Here is a 19,515-nt window from a genome sequence, read left to right on the forward strand (position 1 = left end):
GCCCGTATCCAGGAAATCACGCCGGCGACAATCCCCCCGGCGTGATCCCTTTCGATCGATGTTTTGTCCTGGCGCTTAAGCTTCTGCTCGCGTCCGGACTGACACCCGTCAGGCGCATCCGTTCGCCGCTTTCCTGTTACAGAACGCGTTCTTCCCGGAATGCCCGTCCGAAGGACTGCAGCACAGGGTCCAGGAGATAGCGCATCGGTGTGTGCGCTCCTGTCTGGATGAAGACCTGCGCGGGCATGCCCGGCACCAGTTCGAAGCCACCTCCGGCCGCCCGGATGTCGTCCGACGTGACCCGGACCCGGACCGTGTAGTATTGCTCTCCCGTCTGATCGTCGGTTTCAGCATCAGCGCCGACCTGGAAGACGTGTCCTTTCAGCGGCTTCATGTGCCGCCCCATGAACGACGTGAGCTGAACCTTGGCACCCATCCCGATCATGACGTTGTCGATGTCGGATGTCCGCAGGCGCGTATCAAGGATCAGTTCCTCGTTTTCGGGAACGATGGTGATGATGGGTTCACCAGGCCTTACGACACCGCCAACCGTCTTGTAGTTGACCTTGAGCACCCGCCCTTCGATCGGGGAGATGATCTCCGTACGGCTCAGAATGTCGGAGGTTGCCGAAAGCGCCTCGTCGGCCTGAGCAATCTCGGCGTTGATCTCCGACAGTTCCTTGGCAACCTTCTCACGTTCCTCGCTGAGGGACGTCAGCTCGGCAATCTTGATTTCCTCGATCTTCTGCCGGGCACGGGCGATCGTTGATCCGATGGCATTGCGCTCAGACCACAGCTCGGCCCGCTTCCGCTGCAAAGCCAGGAGTTCAGGTTGCCGCATGAGACCCTTTTTCATCAGGACCTTTTTACTTTCCAGCTCCTGATCCAGCAGCACGATCTGCTCATCCATGCCCTGGATTTGGGCCTCGAGGCTCTGGATCTCGGCTTCTACCTGGCCGGCCTGCACACGATAGGTCTTGGTCTGTCTATCGAGAAGCTCGCGCCGCACTTTGAATTTCGTAATTTCGTTGTCGACGAACTGCCTGTAGCTGTTGTCGACCGACATGACCGACGGCATCTTGACTTCGAAGGAGTCATCGCCGCGCTCTTGGGCCAGCAGCCGGTCTCTGGTCACCAGATAGCGCTGGTGCTTGCGATAGATCGACAGGTAGTTCGCTGTCGCCAGCGCCTGGTCAAGAACCATGAGAACCTGACCGTCCTTGACGAAATCACCCTCTTTGACATTGAGCTCGCGCACGATGCCGCCTTCCAGATGCTGCACAACGCGCACGCTTCCGTCCGGGCTGACCTTGCCGGCAGCGATAGCGGCCGACGACAGTTCCGCAAGACTTGCCCAGATCCCCGTGCCGAAGAAACAAACAGCGACGACAAGGAAACCCAGGGCCCAATGAAACCGAATGGAGCGGCGGAGTAACGATGCAGGATTATGTTGCTTGTTCATCACTTACCTCCCTGGGGGTCGTTGGCTGGTGACGCGCCTTTTGCTTTTGCCGGCTGGATTTTGCCAAGTTTCTGAAGGATGTCGCTGACCGGGCGAATGGCGTGTTTCATGAACTCCTCGCCGGTTTGTGTCTTCTGAATTGTGCCGTCCGCCAGGGTGATGATCAGATCGACTTTCGAAAGAGCCGACGGTCTGTGACTGACGATGATGACCGTGCAACCTTTTTCCCGAAGAAGAACGAGACATTCCTGAAGCGAGGCTTCGCCCTCGCTGTCCAGGTTGGAGTTGGGTTCATCGAGAATGATCAGCTTTGGCAAGTTGTAGATCGCCCTGGCCAGACCGACCCGCTGAGCCTGCCCGCCGGACAGGCGAAGTCCACCCGGGCCGATCAGGGTCTCGTAGCCGTTCGGCAAGCCGTTGATCATGTCGTGGCAGCCAGCAAGGCGCGCGGCAGCCACAACCTTTTCGTCATCCGGTTCGCCCATCCGGGCGATGTTCTCCTTCACGCTGCCGTGGAGCAGTTCCACGGACTGCGACAGGTAGCCGATATTCCGTCCAAGCTGTTGGGGGTCCCAGTTGCCCATGGCAACACCGTCGAGACGCACCGAACCGGAACTCGGATCCATTGCGCCGATCAGCAATTTGCACAAGGTGCTCTTGCCAGACCCGGAATGGCCAACGATTGCGTTCAGGGTTGCCGGCTTGATGTCGATCGTGATGTTGCGCAGCAACGGCCGTTCCTGGCCTGAAACGAGCAGATTGACAGCTTTGAGCTGCAGGCGGCCGCTGGGGTTTGGCTGCTGGGTCTTCTCGAAGTGGAGCGGGGCCGCCAGGAAAATATCTCTCAGCCGGCGATGAGACTGCATCGCACCGACGATGCCCCTCCAGGCGCCGATAGCCTGCTCGGCGGGCGCAAGCGCGCGCCCCATGATGATTGACGCTGCAATCATGCCACCCGGAGTAATTTCACCGAGCGTGGCAAAATAGGCTCCGAGACCCAAGACGCTGATCTGCGCGGTGAACCGGATGAACTTGGTGACAGCGGCAGTCTTTGCTGAAAAGGAGGCGACGCTGAAAGTCGAATTGGCCACCAGTTCGTTGTCGTTCCGGTAGCGGGCGAGAACGCCAGGCAGCATGCCCATGCAGTAGACGCTTTCCGCGTGCTGAGTCGCAATATCAATCGTCTGCTGTGCCCGTACGCGAGCCGCTGCAGCGCCAGCCATCCGGCGGCGGGTGACCGTGTCGTTTATACCTGCGATTATCACAAGCAGCACACCTGCCGCGATGGCGACGAAGCCAAGGGCAGGGTGAATGAGAATGATGGCACCGACAAAGAAGGGCACCCACGGCCCGTCGAAGAACGGCAGCACGCTTGAACTGCCGACGAACTGGCGAATGGTCGCCAGATCGTTCATGGCATGTGAGTGGGATCTGCCAGTGGATCTTGCCGTCTGGATGACGGCATGCAGCAGGTCGGCATGGACGGTCTCGTCCCACCACTTCGCAATGCTGGCGAGGATGGACCCTCGGATTGCATCAAGAACAGCAATCACAGCCAGAAAGAAAATCACGATCATTGTCAGAAAGACAAGGGTTTCGATGTGACCGCTCTGCATCACCCGGTCGAAGATCTGCTGCATGTAAAGGGGGGAAGCGAGGGTGCCGAGATTGACAAAGATCGAAAAGAAACCGACGGCAAAAAAGCCGGCCCAGGAAGAACGATAGACCTTGAGAGCGGGATAAACGCTTTCCCTTGCGCTGCGCACAGCCATGAAGACTCTCCAAAAAATAAATAAAAGGGGAGGAGAGGGCGCTTACGCCCTCTCCGATAATCCTGGGATCAGGAGAGTACCGGGCCGTGATCGCCGTCTTCGCCGAATGTCGGGATGAGCATCTCGGGGATATCACCCGCACCATCGGCAGTGGTCCAGTCGTCACCACCGAAGGTGTTGGTCTTGTCCGGATCCACCGACAGTTCGATATCGAAGTCCGCGGAGTTGGAGACGACTTCATGGACATCCTTGACGGTAACAGTGCCGGAAATGTTGGCGGTTTCGCCCTTGTCCATCACCTGGGCCATAATACGTTCCAGGTTCTGGGTGAAGGTGACACTGCCATCAGCCTCGCCGATATTCAGAAGGCCGGCAGCTTCCAGATCGGCAATGTCGAGGGTCACCTGATGGCCTGCAATTGCCAGGCTCAAAGTACCGGTGATCTCATCGATCTGGAGCGTTTCGGTCTCGCCATCGTCAACGTCATTGGCATTCAGCAGCTCGAGAAGATTGAAGCTGCTTTCCTCGTTGTCTGTGTTGCTGTGCACCACAGTGAACGAGCCCGTGTAGTTCTCGATGGTCGGGGCGTCGTTCGTGCCGTTGATGGTGATGGTTACGTCCGTGGTGACGGTGCCGCCGTTATTGTCGGAAACCGTTACCGTGTAGATTTCCTCAACACTGTCGCCTTCGTTCAGTGCCTGAACATAGGCGTTGGACTGGTCAATGGTGTAGGTCCATGCACCCGTGTTCTCATCAATGCTGAAGTGACCCAGTGCCCCGTCTACAACAGAGGCGGAGTAGGTCAGAACGTCCCGGATGTCGACGTCATCGCCCACGATCTGGCCAGAGGCGGCATCGGTCCCTGATTCACCGACACCGGCTTCCGTCACCTCGCCCAGGATATCCGCAGAGAGGATTGTCGGGTCATCGTTGGTGCCGGTGACGACGACCATGACTTCCCGAGTATCTGTCTCTCCGCTGTCGTCCGTAACGGTAAGGAGGTACTTGACTTCCAGCTGTTCGCCTGCGGCGAGGAAGTCGAGTGCCGTTGCGGCGATTGCAAAGGTCCAGGTGGCGCTTCCGTTGTTGGCGTTGCCGCTCGTTTGCTGCACCGTCAGTGCATTTGCGAAGGCAACCTTCTGGTCTTCGGTCAGCGTGAAGCCACTGCCCGCGACGGGTTCGACAGAGGTGAACTGAGCGGTCACTTCCGGCGTGTCGGACAGGTCGAGGTCGGTGAAGAAGACCTCACCGGATGTCTCGAGTTCAGCCGGTGTGTTGGCTTCCTCGATCACACCTTCGAAGACACCGCTAGAGAAGACCGGTCCGTCATTGGTACCGGTGATCGTGATGGTGATCTGGGTGGTGTCGGTGCCTTCCGGGAACCAGTTCCGGTCGCTCACCTTCACGTCGAACGTCAGGGTCAGCGTTTCGCCGTCCGCCAGCCAGTCGAGATTGGCCGAGCCGTTGTAGGCATAGGTGAACTCGACATTGCCGTCTTCGCCCTTCGGCACGGCGAAGATGTTGTCCAGTGCCGTTCCGCTGGTGAAGTCGAAGTTGCCAGCTGTCAGAAGGGTATTGATGTCGACGCCATCGGGAAGATCGCCTTCCGAATAGGCCGGTGAACCGTTGCCTTCGACCGAGATGTAGAGCGTGTCGCCCAGATCCGGATCATCGACCACGATGTTGCCGGTCAGTTCGCCGATATTCTGCGGATTGGCGTTGAGGTCTTCATCAACCGCGAAGTCAAGAACGCTCTGCTCGACGAGGATTTCCGGCTGGTCGTTGGTGCCGATGATGTTCACGGTGACCGGGCGCTCGACAAAGGAGTTCGGGTCATGCGTGTCCTGAACCTTCAGCGTGTACTCGATGGTCAGGACGTCGCCTTCGGCAAGGAAGTCGATGGCCTTGTCCTGGACCTTGTACGAATAGCTGACACGGCCCTGGTCGTCGAACTTGTCGAACGTCCAGATGAGGAAGTTCGTGTCCTTGGACGTGAGGGAGGCGTAGATATCGCCCGGCATTTCCAGAATGTCACCGGCACCGGAGGCCAGGGTAAGGTTCGGTTCGCTGATGATGACTTCAAAATTGGTCGGATTGACGACCGTGTCCGGATCGTGGACTTCGAAGACACCACTGCGGGAATGGACGTAGCCTGCGTCCTCTGTACCTGGCAATTCGACGATGGGAACGAAGTTCAGGGAGATGTCGTTGCCGATCGTCGGAGCATCGTTTGTGCCCGTGATCGTGATGGTGACATCCTGATCCACGACACCGCCGTTGCCGTCATCGACCGTCACGGTGTAGACGACTTCGACCTTTTCTCCTGCGGCGAGGAAGTCGAGATGCTCTTCCGCAACGCTGTAAGACCAGTTGATCGTGCCATTGTTCGCGTTGCCCGGGTCAGCGGACAGTCCGAAGCCGGCCTGAATGTTCGCGATCTGGCTGGGAGTGAGGCCGACACCATCAAGACCTTCAACGCTCTTGACAGCGAAAGTTGCCGTTGGCGTATCGGAGAGGTCGAGATCGGTGAACTCGATTGAGCCGGTGTCGGACAGGGTAGACGGATCGCCTTCAACGATGGAACCGCTCACGTCGACTGCAGTCAGCGTGGGAACGTCATTGGTCCCGGTGATTGTGATGGTGATCTGGGTGGTGTCGGTGCCTTCCGGGAACCAGTTCCGGTCGCTCACCTTCACGTCGAACGTCAGGGTCAGCGTTTCGCCGTCCGCCAGCCAGTCGAGATTGGCCGAGCCGTTGTAGGCATAGGTGAACTCGACATTGCCGTCTTCGCCCTTCGGCACGGCGAAGATGTTGTCCAGTGCCGTTCCGCTGGTGAAGTCGAAGTTGCCAGCTGTCAGAAGGGTATTGATGTCGACGCCATCGGGAAGATCGCCTTCCGAATAGGCCGGTGAACCGTTGCCTTCGACCGAGATGTAGAGCGTGTCGCCCAGATCCGGATCATCGACCACGATGTTGCCGGTCAGTTCGCCGATATTCTGCGGATTGGCGTTGAGGTCTTCATCAACCGCGAAGTCAAGAACGCTCTGCTCGACGAGGATTTCCGGCTGGTCGTTGGTGCCGATGATGTTCACGGTGACCGGGCGCTCGACAAAGGAGTTCGGGTCATGCGTGTCCTGAACCTTCAGCGTGTACTCGATGGTCAGGACGTCGCCTTCGGCAAGGAAGTCGATGGCCTTGTCCTGGACCTTGTACGAATAGCTGACACGGCCCTGGTCGTCGAACTTGTCGAACGTCCAGATGAGGAAGTTCGTGTCCTTGGACGTGAGGGAGGCGTAGATATCGCCCGGCATTTCCAGAATGTCACCGGCACCGGAGGCCAGGGTAAGGTTCGGTTCGCTGATGATGACTTCAAAATTGGTCGGATTGACGACCGTGTCCGGATCGTGGACTTCAAAGACACCACTGCGAGAATGAACGTAACCTGCGTCTTCTGTACCTGGCCATTCAACGATGGGCACGAAGTTCAGGGAGATGTCGTCGCCGATCGTCGGAGCATCGTTGCTACCGGTAACCGTGACCTTGAATTCGGCCTTGTCGCCACCGACGACCTGATAAACGAAGGTATCGACACCCTTCTGGCCATCTGTGAGACGGTTTGCTTCTTCGGAATAGACGTAGCTTGCTTCGCCCGTTTCGACGTCCAGCAACAAGGTGCCGTATTTGCCCTCGACCTCCAGCATGCCATCTGCATTAGCGACGGCATCGACGTTGACTATCGCGCCACCGGCCGTTTTGAACGCCAGCTGGGTGATGACCTGGCCACCGGTTTCACCGATTTCGTCGTCATTGCCAAGAACATTGAAGGTTGCTGCAACTTCCGATTCGTCGTCATCGGTGGTTTCGGTGACGTCGATTGCATCGTTATGAGCGACGAGCGCGCCGTCCGTGACGCTGAAGAGATGGATGTCACCGACTTCACTGCCTTCGCCGAACTGAACCAGTTCGATGTTGTAAAGGGTGGTCGTGTCGCCGTCCTTGGTGATGCTGACAGAACCGTCTTCGTTGGTCTTGATATCGTAATCTTCAGCCTTGCCAGCAAACTGGGCAACGTCCTTGTTACCGCCGCGGCCATCGATGATGTCGCTGCCGCCATTACCGAAGAAGATGTTGTTCAGGCCGTTGCCGAGCATGACGTCGTCATTGACCGTACCGATGGCATTTTCAATGGACGACAGCAGGTCGATGTCACCGCCCTTGCTCACGGCGATACCGCTGCGCAGGTCGATGAAGATGCCGTTTTCCGTGTCGTTCAGGTAGGAGTAGTCGATCGTATCGACATCGTCACTACCGAGCAGGATGTCGATGCTGCCGTAACCGACGAGCATGTCGTTACCGCTTCTGGCAAGTACGAGGTCAAGACCCTCGGAGCCATTGAGGGGGACATCATCGCCTGTAGTTCCGTTCACAAAATTGATGCTGGAAACATCCGGCGCCGGGTCGCTGCCATCTTCTTCGATGTAGGTACCCACGATTTCAATGTCGTTTACCGAGGAAGTATTGCTCTTGATCTCGGCCAGAGTAGCGCGGATTGAGTCAAAAAATTCCGAAAGATTTACGTTATTAGGCATTATTCCATTCCTCACTCATTCCACCGGCAAAATTCGAAAGACAACCGGTGATTAAAGAATGGGTGTAAAAATCACCCTTGCTGAAATGCGCGAGAAGGATTGCCAGACTGTTTCAATATGAGCCATTCCCCAAATGGGGGCTGTACCATTTTTAAAAATTGTTAACTCTGTCTTCAGAGGCGGTTTCGAAAAAGCCGCAGCGTAAACAAGGACTAGAAGAAAGGCTTAGAGTTTCAATGCGTTGCGCTGGGTTAATATGACGTTTGGTCAGCTTTCTAGGCAGAATTAACTAATTATTAATTTTTTCGATAGGCGAGAAAATTATTTGTTCCAGAGCGGCGGGATTGATTCCCTTTTGGGTTGTGTGTACGATTGCATGGTTTTCATGCTGCTTTTCTTGATTTTATTAGTGTTGAATCAGATGTTGTTGTTTAGAAATGTGCTTGAAAATTGATAAATTTATCTCTGATTTATATGAGGCTGTCGAAAGTAAGGAGTTGTTTTCTTTAACTCTTTCGAAAATCGTTTCTCATCTTGGAGCTGCCCTATCTCACCTGTGTCTTCTTGGTGAGGGCAACTCGTCGTTTGGACTGAATTTTACTGCAAACACGGACCCGGAATTTCTCGACGAATAATACGAGCACTATGTCAATCACGATTATCGGCTGAAGCTCATTTCCAGGGCGCGCGTAGGGGAGGTCTTGATGGACGATCAGCTAAATACACCGGAAGGGTTGCGTTCCAGCCCTATCCACAATGACTTGTTTCCCCGGTACGGGGTGAACAGGATCATGGGCAGCAACATCTCGGTTGACGGTGGATTAGGGGGAGGCGGCGTCACGAGCCTCCGGAAGGACGGGGCGTTCTCGAAAGAGGTAGTGGAGGACTTCTCCCGACTGGTCGTGCACGCCAGAAAGGCGCTTCATCTTCGACAATTGAGGAGTGAGATGGCAGAGCGGGAGCTGGTACACAGGTCCGCCAACGACTCGCAGACATACGCAATCATCATGCTTGCCAATGGTGAGATCGAATATGCGAACCAGTTGGCGCGGGATATGCTCGACCTGGGTTTTGTTCGAATTCAAAACGGCAGACTGGTCTGCCGCGATCCGGCGGAACAGAAGAAGGTGGAGGCGGTCCACCGGCGCGTGCGCAACGGAGAAGCACCTTTGGTGCGTCTTCTCGACAAGAAGTCGAATTCGACTTACGCAGTTCAGGTGTTCAACCCACTTCCCCGTTTCATTGATGGACGGCTGGAACCGGCGCGCTGGGTGACCTACAAGATCGTGCAGCTCAATCCCCAGGACGTGCTGTCGTCGCGGACGCTGGAGCGCATCACCCAGTTTTACGGGCTGAGCGTAGGAGAAAGCGCCACAATTGCGGCGGTCATTGCAATGGAGCCACTTGCGGAATTTTCCCGCAGCAAAGGCGTTCAGCAGGACACTGTTCGAAAACAATTGAAAGCAGCGATGACCAAGATGGGGGTCAATTCGCAGAAACAACTTTTTCAGCTTTATGAGCGTTTCAAGGTCTTCGAATAAGGCCCTCGCCGACCTCGGCACAACGTAGCCAATTGATGTTCGGGTGCGCCCCTATAAGCTCCGATCGAAGATCCTCGGGAGTTTCTGAAGGACGCACAAAAGACAGATCCGAACGGCCGGAAGGCCGTCCGGGGAGATTTTGTCATGGCGTCAGGTGTTCGCGGAACCAATCGACTGCTGGTACGGATGAGGCGTCGAAATCATCTGTATAGGCGTCGAAATGGCCGCCGCTCAGCGTCACAAGCCGCTTGGGACCGAGCGCCTCTTCATAGGCTTCCAATGCCAGGTCGGACACTGTCAGCACGTCGCCCAGTGCCACGACAATCATCATCGGCGTCGGACTGACGTATTTGGCATAGCTGATCGGCTCGTATTCGGTGAACATCTCAACGGAGCGCAAGGTCACCTCGTTGTGCCAGGATGGCGCACGGGTCTTGCCGGTCTCGGTAAACCAGGTCCAGCTATCGGGTGTGGGCAGTGCGGAGGGGGCTGCCGGGTCCTCGGCGACCACCGGGATCATCGCAGGCGATTCACCGTTCATCCGGGCACGGCGATCGTCATCGAACATTGCCTGCACGCCGGCCAGATAATCGGCGCGGATGAGCCGGCGCGCATTGCGGTGTCCGCTGGCGAGAGGCACTTGTGCGACGACGCATTTAACCCGTCGATCCAGGGCTCCAACCACCATCACGTGGCCGCCGCTATAGCTTGAACCCCATATTCCAATCCGTTTGGTATCGGTTTCCGGCAGGGTTTCTGCCCAGGTGATAGCATCGCGGTAGTCGCGAACCTGTTGCCAGGGGTCGATTTCGTAGCGTGGCTCGCCGTCGCTGGCTCCGAAATTGCGGTTGTCGAAAACAACTGCGGCCAGCCCGGCGGCAGCAAAAGCCTCGGCGAAGCGGTCGAGATACATTTCCTTCACCGCCGAAAACCCGTGTGCCATCACGATGGTTGGCACCGGGCCGGATGCGTTGTCGGGCACATAGTGCCAGCCACGCAACGTCACGCCGTCTTCTGTCTTGAACTCGATGTCCTTGCGCATGTGTCTGCGTCCTCCCTTGCAGCTTCGATGCCGGGTTCAAAAGCAGGTTTGCCTGCCAATGCACCGGCATCTGGTAAATTTCCCCGGTTCGCCTAAACTCGAGGCGCAGGCGAGACGTCGGGATGAGCAATTGTTGAGCCAGGGATGACGTCAGGTCTTGCCAACGGATGCGCCGGTATTTGACCATCCGCGCACAAAGAGCGTCGAGAGACGCTTCCGGGAGGAGACAAGACAATGGATGCCGAGACCTGGTCGACGCAATCCCATCATGGCACTGCTCAATTCGAGGCCTGGCGCCACGCCTTGAGCAGAACGCATCTGGACTGGGACCTCAGACCTTCCAGAACGTCGGAATTTCATGCTGACATTCGTGAGCGTGTTCTCGACGGCATCCGTGTGGTCGAATGCTTTTGCGATCCCTGCGAGGGCTCACGCCGCAAACCCGAACTGCGCCACAGCAACGAGGCCTATTTCGGCGTGCTTTTCGAACTCAGCGGCCATGAAATCATTCGTCAGGGCGACCGTCAGGCCGAGCTGTCGGCGGGCGACTTCGTGCTGTGGGACAGCGAGCGTGAAATGGATTTCAAGGTCACGAGTCGGCTGCACAAACTCACGCTGTTGATACCGAAATTCCGGGCCAAGCGCCTGGAATGGGACGTCGAGCGGTTTGCCGGAACGGTGGTCAAGAATTCGAGCGCTGTCAGCGGCATTTCGGCCGAAGCGCTTCGGCGGCTTGCGCGCGATTTCACGGCAATCGAGGAAAAGGACGCTGAAGCGGTTATGCAGCCGATCCTGAGCCTCTTGATGGCAACGCTGACCACGCGGCAGGAGCCTGCGTCGGCATCGGTGGCGCACCGTGACCACTTTTCCGCCTTTTGCCGCTTCATCGGCAACAACCTGGAAGACGGTCGCCTCGATCCCAGGACGGTGGCAGAGGCGCATGGCGTCTCGTTGCGATACCTGCATACGGTGTTCGCGCACAACAACGACACTTGCTGCAACTTCATGCGGCGGGAGCGGCTGCGCCGCTGCCACGCGGATCTCTCGCGGCCGCATTGCCGCGACACGATCACCGAAATTGCGTTCCGATGGGGGTTTAACGACGCCGCCCATTTCAGCCGTGCCTTCAAGGCAGAGTTCGGTATCGCCCCCAAGACACTGCGCAGGAAATGAGACCGAGGACTTGGTTGTGCCTTTGCACAAAAGGAGAAGTGTCAAAAGCCTTTCTGCTCAGGCGTTGAAAGACTTTAAAGAAAATCCGTGCCTTGTGCGGCGGTGCCCTGAGGCGTGATTACGTCCCAAAAGAATTCTTTCGAAGCAGCTCCTGCGCTTCGACTTCCTCCGCGGCTTGGGAAGCTTTGCCTCCGCAAATCGTGTAGCGAATTGCGGTATTGGCCATGTTGTGGGCTTTGAGGACTCCTCAGTCCGTCTGGAAACATAAGAATATTGGCGCGATCACTTCGGGAGAATCCGAAATACATCCGGGCCCCGGCCCATTAAGGTTGTGCGCGTTCATGAGGAGAATTTCATAATGGTGGAAAAAGCGCATCTGGATGCCCTTCGAGACAAGTATGGCAATGCGTCCGGCGGTGATATTTTTGACCCGCATTTTCAGGAAGTGGCCCGGTCCCAGTTCAGTGGCGGCGACAAGCGCAAGTGGCCTTTCGCGGGCATTCCGACCTTTCTGGATGCTCGGGCCTTTCCAGAGGCTCAGGACGCCGACGACTTCGGCGGTCTGGATATAGCCTTGCTCGGTGTGCCGATGGATCTGGGTGTAACCAACCGCAACGGCACTCGCTTTGGCCCAAGAGCCCTGCGCACCATCGAGCGTATTGGTCCATACGACCACGTGCTCAAGACCTCTCCAATGGGCAAGGCGAAAATCGCGGATATCGGAGACGTTCCCTTGCTCAGCCGTTTCGATCTTGCCCAGTGCCACAAGGACATCGAGGACTTCTACCGCCGCCTTGTTGCTGCGGGCGTGCGTCCGCTGAGCGTTGGCGGTGACCATTCCATCACGGCGTCCATCCTTAAGGCTCTGGGTGAAAAGGAGCCGGTGGGGCTCATTCACATCGACGCCCATTGCGATACGGCCGGACCCTATGAAGGGGCCAAGTTCCAGCACGGCGGTCCGTTCCGCCTCGCCGTTCTGGACGGTGTGCTCGACCCGCGCCGAACGATCCAGATCGGCATTCGCGGTCCGGCTGAATATCTGTGGGAGTTCTCTTATGAAAGCGGCATGACCGTGGTTCATGCCGAAGACGTGGGCGAAGCGAGCATCCCCCGGTTGATCGAAAAGGCGCGCGAGATCGTTGGCGACGGGCCGACATATGTTTCCTTCGATATCGACAGCGTGGATCCGGGCTTTGCCCCAGGAACGGGAACACCCGAGGTGGGCGGCCTGCAGCCGAGAGAGGTGCTGCAGATCCTGCGCGGCCTGAACGGGCTTAACATCATTGGCGGTGATGTGGTGGAGGTTGCGCCGCAATACGATCCGAGCACCAACACGGCTCAGATTGCGGCACAGGTCCTGCACACGATCCTTTGCCTCATGGTGAACACCGGTCACTTTGAGCAGGGCTGATAGCGGAGACGATTGTCGTCTTCTGTTCATCGAAGGCCTGCCCGCCACGGCGGGCCTTTGGCTATGTTGCCCCGGGGATTGCGATCCCAGACATTTGGTGCAACCTATGTCCATGAAGATATCAGGGTCCGACCTTCACCTGTTGCGCGTGTTCGAAAGCGTTGTGCGCAATGGCGGAATTTCCGCCGCACAGATGGAGCTTTCACTCAGCCAGCCGACGATATCCAATCACCTGACAGCGCTCGAGAGACGGCTGGGGGCCAAACTCTGCGAGCGCGGCCGCCGCGGGTTTTCCCTGACGCAAGAGGGGCGCCGAGTTTACGAAGTCAGTCTGGAACTGACGGGCATGCTGGAGGCAAGTTCCGCCCGGCTGTCCGGCCTTGGAAGCGGCTTGTCTGGAAAGGTAACCGTCGGTATTGTCGACTGCTTGGCGACCGACCCGCAGCTGAAGGTGTCCGAAGCGATTGAGGAGCTCTCCCGCACGGCGCCTGAAATCGAGCTGAGCCTGAAAATCATGCGCCCCAACGACATCACCAAGGCGGTCGCGGAACACGAGCTGGACGTCGGCATCGGCGGGTCCAACATCAAGGTGGCGAGCCTTGCTTACCGGACCCTTTATCGTGAGGAACATGTCGTTTACTGCGGTCAGGGGCACCCGCTTTTTCAGGCATCGGATGATGCCGTCACCAGCGCCGATTGCCACGCCTACCCCTGGGTTTATCGGGGATACTGGAATGGGGTCAGAGCACAACGTACCGACAGTACCGTCCTGAACCGCATCGCCTATGACATCGAGGCGGAGGTGCTGATGGTGCTTTCGGGCGCTTACCTCGGTGTCCTGCCCGTGCATTATGCGAGCGTGTTCGAGCAGCAGGGCCGCCTGCGCCGGCTCGCCGTTCCAGATGAGGACTACTTTGCCGACATTGAGCTTGCCATCCGGACGGGAGAGCAGGCTGCGAATGTCGGCTACGTCGCCGAGGTCATCGCCAAGGCGCATGATTTACATTTGTAAATTTCAATGTATCGGTTTTTTCATCGGTATTTTTTGCGGACGTTCCTCGATTTATCCTGACCACCAGCGGATTGAGCGGTGATGAGACGTCGCGGCGGAAGGTGCGCAAGTGCGACGGTAATCCGCGCAATCTGTTCTACGTCACAACGCGGACATCCGTCTCATCCTTGACTTCCTTCTCGTGGTGGAAGCCGTGGGGCTTTCGGTCGCACAGGCGGACCTGAACCTGTCCGGTGCTTGCCTGGGCTATCTGCCCGAGCATTATGCGACTTAGTTCGTGCCCGCCAGGCGGATGGTCTTCCCCGCACTATGAGGTAACCTATTGAATATGCAGTCAAATCCGAAGCTCGATGAGATTGACGCCATGCTTGCCAGCATTTCGGCGCCGGATCTGGATCTTGCCTTGATTGAAGAACAAGTTGCGACTTTATACGGCCTGACGGGAACATGGCGCCGGTTGGGCGGGGAGCGCGAACAGAATTTCCGTCTGGCCACAGGCGAGGGGCAGGAATTCGTCGTCAAGGTGGCCTCACTTGAAGAACCAGTCGAAAGCCTCGCGTTCCAGATCGAGGCGCTGGATCATATTGCAAGGATCGATGCAGGCTATCCGGTGCCGCGGGTCAAGCGGACCCTGCAAGGGAAAGCCATGGGCCGTCTTTCCGACGCGAACGGCCAGATGCATACCGTGAGGGTTCTGACCTTCCTTGCAGGGCAAACGCTTCTTGACTGCATCAAGTCCTCCGGACACACGCTTCAAGCGGCAGAGCTGATCACGTTGGGGGCGATGAGTGGCCGCCTGGCGCGTGCGCTTCAGGGGTTTCAGGGCCGTGGCTCCCCGGCGAGCATGCCTTGGGATCTGAAAAACGCTCCTCAGCTTGCCGAACGGCTTCTGATCCATATGCCTGAGCGCATCAGACCGGTTGCGCGAAACCTGTTGCCGGACTTGGCCAAGGCGACGTCCGAGGACTTGCCGAAGCTTCGCGCACAGGTCATCTACAACGACTTTCACGAATCCAACGTCCTTGCGGACCTGACTTCCGGGTTCAGCGTCCAGGGTGTCATCGACTTCGGCGACATGGTCTATGGCCCTGTCGTACAAGATCTGGCCGTTACGATTGCCTCGCTGATCCACTGGGCAGACGACCCGGTTTACGCTGCAACCTGCCTTGCACGGGGGTACCAGCGGTTCATGCCTCTGGAAGCCGATGACCTTGCGGTTCTGCGCCGCCTCGTGCTTGCTCGGCTGCTGTTGCAAGTGGGGATCGTTTCCTACCAGTCTTCAGTCAACGGGCTCGATACGCCGCTAGGTGACTTGCAGGCCTTCTACATGAATGCGATCGAGCGTATTGCACAGGTGACCGACGCCGCTTTTGTCGCCGGCATGCTGCCGTCTGTCGTGCCGATGAGCACGGCTGTTTCCACGGTTCAGTCGCTTCCCACCCCGTCTTTGCTGCAGCATCGCGAAACCGTTCTCGGCAAGACCTACACTTTCTACAACGAGCCGCTTGAGCTCGTCAGGGGGCGTGGTTGCAAGGTTTACGACGCGTCGGGCAACGAATATCTGGACTGCTACAACAACGTCGCAAATCTCGGCCATTGCCATCCCTATGTCGTCGACGCGCTGACGCGTCAGGCGAGTACGCTCAACACCAATTCCCGTTATCTGCACCGTGAAGTGGTCAGGTTGGGCGAACGATTGTCGTCGACGTTGCCGGCGCATCTCGATACCTGGATTTTCGTCTGCACGGGGTCCGAGGCGAATGATCTGGCCGTGCGAATGGCCCGGGCTGTGACGGGCAAGGAAGGGATCGTCATTACCGAGAACAGCTATCACGGCAATACCTCGGTCTGCGCCCCGCTGTCGCTCATCGATTATGACGCCAACGACAGACCCGGTTGGGTGGAAACAGTGCCGCCGCCCAATCTGTACCGCGGGCTCTACAGGCATGGCGACAACGACGCCGGGTCGAAATATGCCGGCCATGTCGACAGCGCAGCGCGCCTTCTTGACGACCGGGGCGGAGGACTTGCCGGCCTGATGATCGATTCAATTTTCGACGGGAACGGATCTCTCGTTCCTCCGCCGGACTATCTGTCTGAGGTCTATGCGAGAGTGAGGACCCATGGCGGATTGACAATTGCCGACGAGGTTCAGATGGGCTTCGCGCGATCGGGAACGCACATGTGGGGGTTCCAGGCCTTTGGCGTGGAACCGGACATTGTCACCATGGGCAAGCCGATGGGGAACGGGCATCCGATGGCGGCGCTTGTGACACGGCGTGACATTGCCGCAAAGCTTCAGGCAAATGGCGGCTACTTCAACACCTTCGGCGGCAATACGGTGTCGGCGGTCGTTGGCAATGCGTGTCTGGACGTGCTCTGGGGAGAAAACCTGCAGGGCAATGCGGCCAGGAGCGGGGCAACCATGCGTGCGGGCCTTGCTGACCTGATGGAACGGCACGAGATCGTCGGCCACATTCAGGGACGAGGTCTCTTCCTCGGCGTCGAACTCGTGACGGACCGCACCACCAGGGCCCCGGCGAAACTCGCAGCCCGCTGGGTGCGTGAACGAATGAAGTCGCTCGGCGTTCTGGTTTCCTCCACCGGGCCCCTCGGCAACATCATCAAGATCCGTCCGCCGCTCGTGTTCAGCAATGCCGATGCAGCAAGGTGTCTTGAAGCTCTGGAGACGGCGCTCTCGGAGGTGCCGGCCGACCTCCGCTCCCAAGCTGTCTGATGGACGGATAAGACTGAAGCCCGGTGCTGGGCAGCACCGGGCTTCATTGCAAATGGTTGTCAATCACTCCGGACCGGGTCCGGTGTCAGCAGCTTTGGCGTCGGGGCGAAGTGCGCTCCCAAACGGCAACGCTCATGACTGCACGGCGGGCTCGCTGGAGAGGGACAGATGCGCGGTCTTTTCCCAATCCATCCGGGCTTCGATCATCAGGAGCACGGCACCTGTGAAAAAGCAGAGGGCGCCCGTGAACAGATTGGCGTTCGACATCTGGCCGATCCAGGCTGGCTCGGCGCCCTTCGGGGTGAAGGCAATCGTCGACGCGATCATGAACGCGACGCAACCGAGAAGGTTGATGAAGACGATCCACCATTCCATCTCGAAAGGCCTGAACGACCAGTGCGCGTGACCTGCCTCGATATAGGCGAGGTAGCCGGAGACCAGAAACAAGACGGATCCAATCATCCCGGGCACCCAGATGACAAGATCCTGGGTGTACCAGGCCGCAGGCGCGTGGATTGCGTCGAAGGTATTGAAGTTGAACGCGACCGTTCCGACGAACTGGGTCAGCGTACACCACCAGCCAGCGTTTGCCGGCTGCCAGCCTATGAACCGGATGGGTTGATCGGACGCGGCCTGTGGTGCCGTGCCGGTGAACTCTACCGTGTTGGCTGCCTGGAAATGCTGGAGGTAGCCAGCGATGGTGAAAGGGACGGAACCGGCGAAGAAAATGAGGTTGATCTGCAGGCTCTCAAGGGAGGTCGGCACAAGCGACAGCAACGATCCGAGCATGAAAAGGAACGCGCCAATCGCAAACGACAGGCCCGTCCACCAGTTGTACGCCGGACGATGCCAGAAGGGCTGGCTGCTTTGCTGCGGCAGCCGAACAAGCCCCTTTCTGTGCCGCCGTGAGCGCCAGACGAAGTGTTCGCCCGGCAGGCTGAACCTTCTGTAGGTGACGAACGGCCAGGGCCCCTTGCGGTGGACTTCTTCCATGGTTGCGGCAAAAGCCTGTTCTGTTCCGTTCATTCCGCTTCCCGCACGCTCTTGCAGTCCCGGCTTCTCTTGTTACGAGGGCCGAATGGCTGTCCTGCGCTCCGAGGAGCGCAGGACGTCCACGCTTAGTGGTGAAATCCAGAGAATTCGTCGCTTTGCAGAGGTTTGCTCGGCTGATGGACGGTGAGGTGATCCAGCGCGGATTTCATGTCGTCGATCAGGAGTGAACAGAGATCCAGGCTGACGCCGTTGCGCACGAGGATGCGCTGAATGGCCTGATCCTGGCAATTGGCCGGGAGCGTGTAGGCCGGAACTTGCCATCCCCGGACACGCAGCCTGTCGGCGAGGTCAAACAGATTGAACCCGGGGTCTTCGCCTTCTTTCATTTTCCAGGAAACCGCCGGTATGCCGCGCTCCGGGTCGCCATCAAAAACCACATCGAACAAACCCAGTTTGCCGATTTCATCTGCCAGATACCTTGCGCTCTTGTAGCAGGCGCCGTGCACCTTGGCGTATCCCTCGTGGCCCAGACGAAGGAAGTTGTAGTACTGGCAGACGACCTGTCCGCCCGGACGTGAGAAGTTGAGCGCGATGTCGCGCATGTTGCCGCCGAGATAATTCACCCAGAACACCATGTCCTCCGGCAGGTCCTTCTCTTCCCGCCAGAGCACCCAGCCCACACCCAGAGGAGCAAGGCCGAACTTGTGACCCGAGGCGTTGATCGAACGCACGCGCGGCAACGAGAAATCCCAGACCAGCTTGGGTGCACAAAAGGGTGCGAGGAAACCACCGCTTGCGCCATCGACATGAATGGGAATGTCCAGGCCGGTATCGGCTTCATATGCGTCCAGCGCATCACTGACGTCCTTTACCGGCTCGAATTCCCCCGTGAAGGTGACACCTAGAGTGGGAACCACCCCGATCGTGTTCTCATCGCATAGCTTGAGGACTTCCTCCGGCGTCATCAGCAACCGGCCGTTTTCCATGGGAATTTCGCGGTGTTCGATATCCCAGTAGCGGGTGAACTTGTGCCAGCAGATCTGAACCGGACCGGTGATCAGGTTGGGCTTGTCGGTCGGCTTGCCTTCGGCGCGCCGCTTTGCCTCCCAGCGTCTTTTCATGGCAAGGCCGCCAAGCATGGCCGCTTCGCTTGAACCGACCGTCGAACACCCCGTCGCCGAGCCTTCCGGAGCATGCCAGAGGTCTGCAAGCATCTGCACGCAGCGCCGCTCGATTTCTGCCGTTTGCGGGTATTCGTCCTTGTCGATCATGTTCTTGTCGATGCAGTCCTCCATCAGTTGATGGATTTCCGGTTCTTCCCAGGTCTGGCAGAAGGTCGCCAGGTTCTGCCGCGCATTGCCATCAAGCATCAACTCGTCCCGGACGACGGCATAGACATGGCGCGGGTCTCGTTCGCTCTTGGGGAACTCCGATTTCGGCAGCGAGGAAACGGCGTCCCGTGCTCCGTAGACTTCGTCGTATTGATGGTGACGGGTCTTGCTCATTTCTCTCTCCTGTCAGGATTTTGGAAAGTCGGACCATGACCTCTATGGATGCTTTTGGTCATCAATTTCCAGCAGATTTGTCTGCTTTAAGTTTATGACATATCACTTTCGCCAAGCGATGCACTGCAGCACGTGGACATTTCCGAATAGGTGAACCTGTCCGCCGGTCCGCCTGTCACCCCGAAGCGGGCATTCTCCGCGTAGCCAGCTGAAACGGAATTTGGCGGCTATGCCAAACGATCCGAATGTTGTACCCAGCATCGCGTTTGGAAATCGCG

11 protein-coding genes are annotated in these 19,515 nt (G+C 57.9%); 5 read left to right on the forward strand and 6 right to left on the reverse strand.

The window, feature by feature from the left end; genetic code table 11:
* Window positions 1–136: 136 nt before the first annotated feature.
* The 3 genes from V1T76_RS21625 to V1T76_RS21635 form a co-directional block, all read right to left on the reverse strand.
* Window positions 137–1,462, reverse strand: coding sequence for an HlyD family type I secretion periplasmic adaptor subunit (locus V1T76_RS21625; protein WP_330562762.1), 1,326 nt, complete (start codon window positions 1,460–1,462; stop codon window positions 137–139).
* Window positions 1,462–3,234, reverse strand: coding sequence for a type I secretion system permease/ATPase (locus tag V1T76_RS21630; protein WP_330562763.1), 1,773 nt, complete (start codon window positions 3,232–3,234; stop codon window positions 1,462–1,464). The genes V1T76_RS21625 and V1T76_RS21630 overlap by 1 nt, the downstream gene beginning before the upstream one ends.
* A 68-nt stretch (window positions 3,235–3,302) precedes the next feature.
* Window positions 3,303–7,823 carry a VCBS domain-containing protein gene (locus tag V1T76_RS21635; RefSeq protein ID WP_330562764.1) on the reverse strand — a complete coding sequence of 1,507 codons (4,521 nt, stop codon included), beginning with the start codon at window positions 7,821–7,823 and terminating at the stop codon, window positions 3,303–3,305.
* Window positions 7,824–8,527: 704 nt separating this feature from the next.
* Here V1T76_RS21635 and V1T76_RS21640 point away from each other — a divergent pair.
* The gene (locus V1T76_RS21640) at window positions 8,528–9,364 is read left to right on the forward strand and encodes a helix-turn-helix transcriptional regulator (RefSeq protein ID WP_330562765.1); all 837 of its coding nucleotides are present in this window, start codon (window positions 8,528–8,530) and stop codon (window positions 9,362–9,364) included.
* A 142-nt stretch (window positions 9,365–9,506) separates the two neighbouring features.
* On the opposite strand, the gene V1T76_RS21645 is transcribed toward V1T76_RS21640, so the two are convergent.
* Window positions 9,507–10,406 carry an alpha/beta hydrolase gene (locus V1T76_RS21645; protein ID WP_330562766.1) on the reverse strand — a complete coding sequence of 300 codons (900 nt, stop codon included), beginning with the start codon at window positions 10,404–10,406 and terminating at the stop codon, window positions 9,507–9,509.
* A 234-nt stretch (window positions 10,407–10,640) separates the two neighbouring features.
* Here V1T76_RS21645 and V1T76_RS21650 point away from each other — a divergent pair, with 234 nt between their 5' ends.
* The 4 genes from V1T76_RS21650 (at window position 10,641) to V1T76_RS21665 (ending at window position 16,739) form a co-directional block, all read left to right on the forward strand.
* The gene (locus V1T76_RS21650; RefSeq protein ID WP_330562767.1) at window positions 10,641–11,579 is read left to right on the forward strand and encodes a helix-turn-helix domain-containing protein; all 939 of its coding nucleotides are present in this window, start codon (window positions 10,641–10,643) and stop codon (window positions 11,577–11,579) included.
* Window positions 11,580–11,937: 358 nt separating this feature from the next.
* Window positions 11,938–12,990: an agmatinase gene (gene speB, locus V1T76_RS21655; protein ID WP_330562768.1), complete on the forward strand. Its 1,053-nt coding sequence runs from the start codon at window positions 11,938–11,940 to the stop codon at window positions 12,988–12,990.
* A 106-nt stretch (window positions 12,991–13,096) separates the two neighbouring features.
* On the forward strand, window positions 13,097–14,002 hold the full coding sequence (locus tag V1T76_RS21660; protein WP_330562769.1) for a LysR family transcriptional regulator: 906 nt from the start codon (window positions 13,097–13,099) through the stop codon (window positions 14,000–14,002).
* A gap of 328 nt (window positions 14,003–14,330) precedes the next feature.
* Entirely contained in the window at window positions 14,331–16,739 is a 2,409-nt protein-coding gene (locus V1T76_RS21665) for an aminotransferase class III-fold pyridoxal phosphate-dependent enzyme (RefSeq protein ID WP_330562770.1), read from the forward strand.
* 132 nt (window positions 16,740–16,871) lie between these two features.
* Here V1T76_RS21665 and V1T76_RS21670 read toward each other — a convergent pair whose 3' ends face one another.
* Together V1T76_RS21670 and V1T76_RS21675 are read right to left on the reverse strand one after the other, a co-directional pair.
* Window positions 16,872–17,765 carry a hypothetical protein gene (locus V1T76_RS21670; RefSeq protein ID WP_330562771.1) on the reverse strand — a complete coding sequence of 298 codons (894 nt, stop codon included), beginning with the start codon at window positions 17,763–17,765 and terminating at the stop codon, window positions 16,872–16,874.
* 92 nt (window positions 17,766–17,857) lie between these two features.
* Entirely contained in the window at window positions 17,858–19,237 is a 1,380-nt protein-coding gene (locus V1T76_RS21675) for a glutamate decarboxylase (protein WP_330562772.1), read from the reverse strand.
* Window positions 19,238–19,515 lie beyond the last annotated feature (278 nt).

Source organism: Roseibium sp. FZY0029 (assembly GCF_036350355.1).
In the GTDB taxonomy this organism is placed as follows: domain Bacteria; phylum Pseudomonadota; class Alphaproteobacteria; order Rhizobiales; family Stappiaceae; genus Roseibium.

Bases quoted from the DNA above. Each gene is read 5' to 3' on its own strand.
- V1T76_RS21645 (WP_330562766.1), bottom strand. From the start codon at position 10,406: ATGCGCAAGGACATCGAGTTCAAGACAGAAGACGGCGTGACGTTGCGT.
- V1T76_RS21670 (WP_330562771.1), bottom strand. From the start codon at position 17,765: ATGAACGGAACAGAACAGGCTTTTGCCGCAACCATGGAAGAAGTCCAC.
- V1T76_RS21635 (WP_330562764.1), bottom strand. From the start codon at position 7,823: ATGCCTAATAACGTAAATCTTTCGGAATTTTTTGACTCAATCCGCGCT.
- V1T76_RS21665 (WP_330562770.1), top strand. From the start codon at position 14,331: ATGCAGTCAAATCCGAAGCTCGATGAGATTGACGCCATGCTTGCCAGC.
- V1T76_RS21675 (WP_330562772.1), bottom strand. From the start codon at position 19,237: ATGAGCAAGACCCGTCACCATCAATACGACGAAGTCTACGGAGCACGG.
- V1T76_RS21630 (WP_330562763.1), bottom strand. From the start codon at position 3,234: ATGGCTGTGCGCAGCGCAAGGGAAAGCGTTTATCCCGCTCTCAAGGTC.
- V1T76_RS21660 (WP_330562769.1), top strand. From the start codon at position 13,097: ATGTCCATGAAGATATCAGGGTCCGACCTTCACCTGTTGCGCGTGTTC.
- speB (WP_330562768.1), top strand. From the start codon at position 11,938: ATGGTGGAAAAAGCGCATCTGGATGCCCTTCGAGACAAGTATGGCAAT.
- V1T76_RS21650 (WP_330562767.1), top strand. From the start codon at position 10,641: ATGGATGCCGAGACCTGGTCGACGCAATCCCATCATGGCACTGCTCAA.
- V1T76_RS21625 (WP_330562762.1), bottom strand. From the start codon at position 1,462: ATGAACAAGCAACATAATCCTGCATCGTTACTCCGCCGCTCCATTCGG.
- V1T76_RS21640 (WP_330562765.1), top strand. From the start codon at position 8,528: ATGGACGATCAGCTAAATACACCGGAAGGGTTGCGTTCCAGCCCTATC.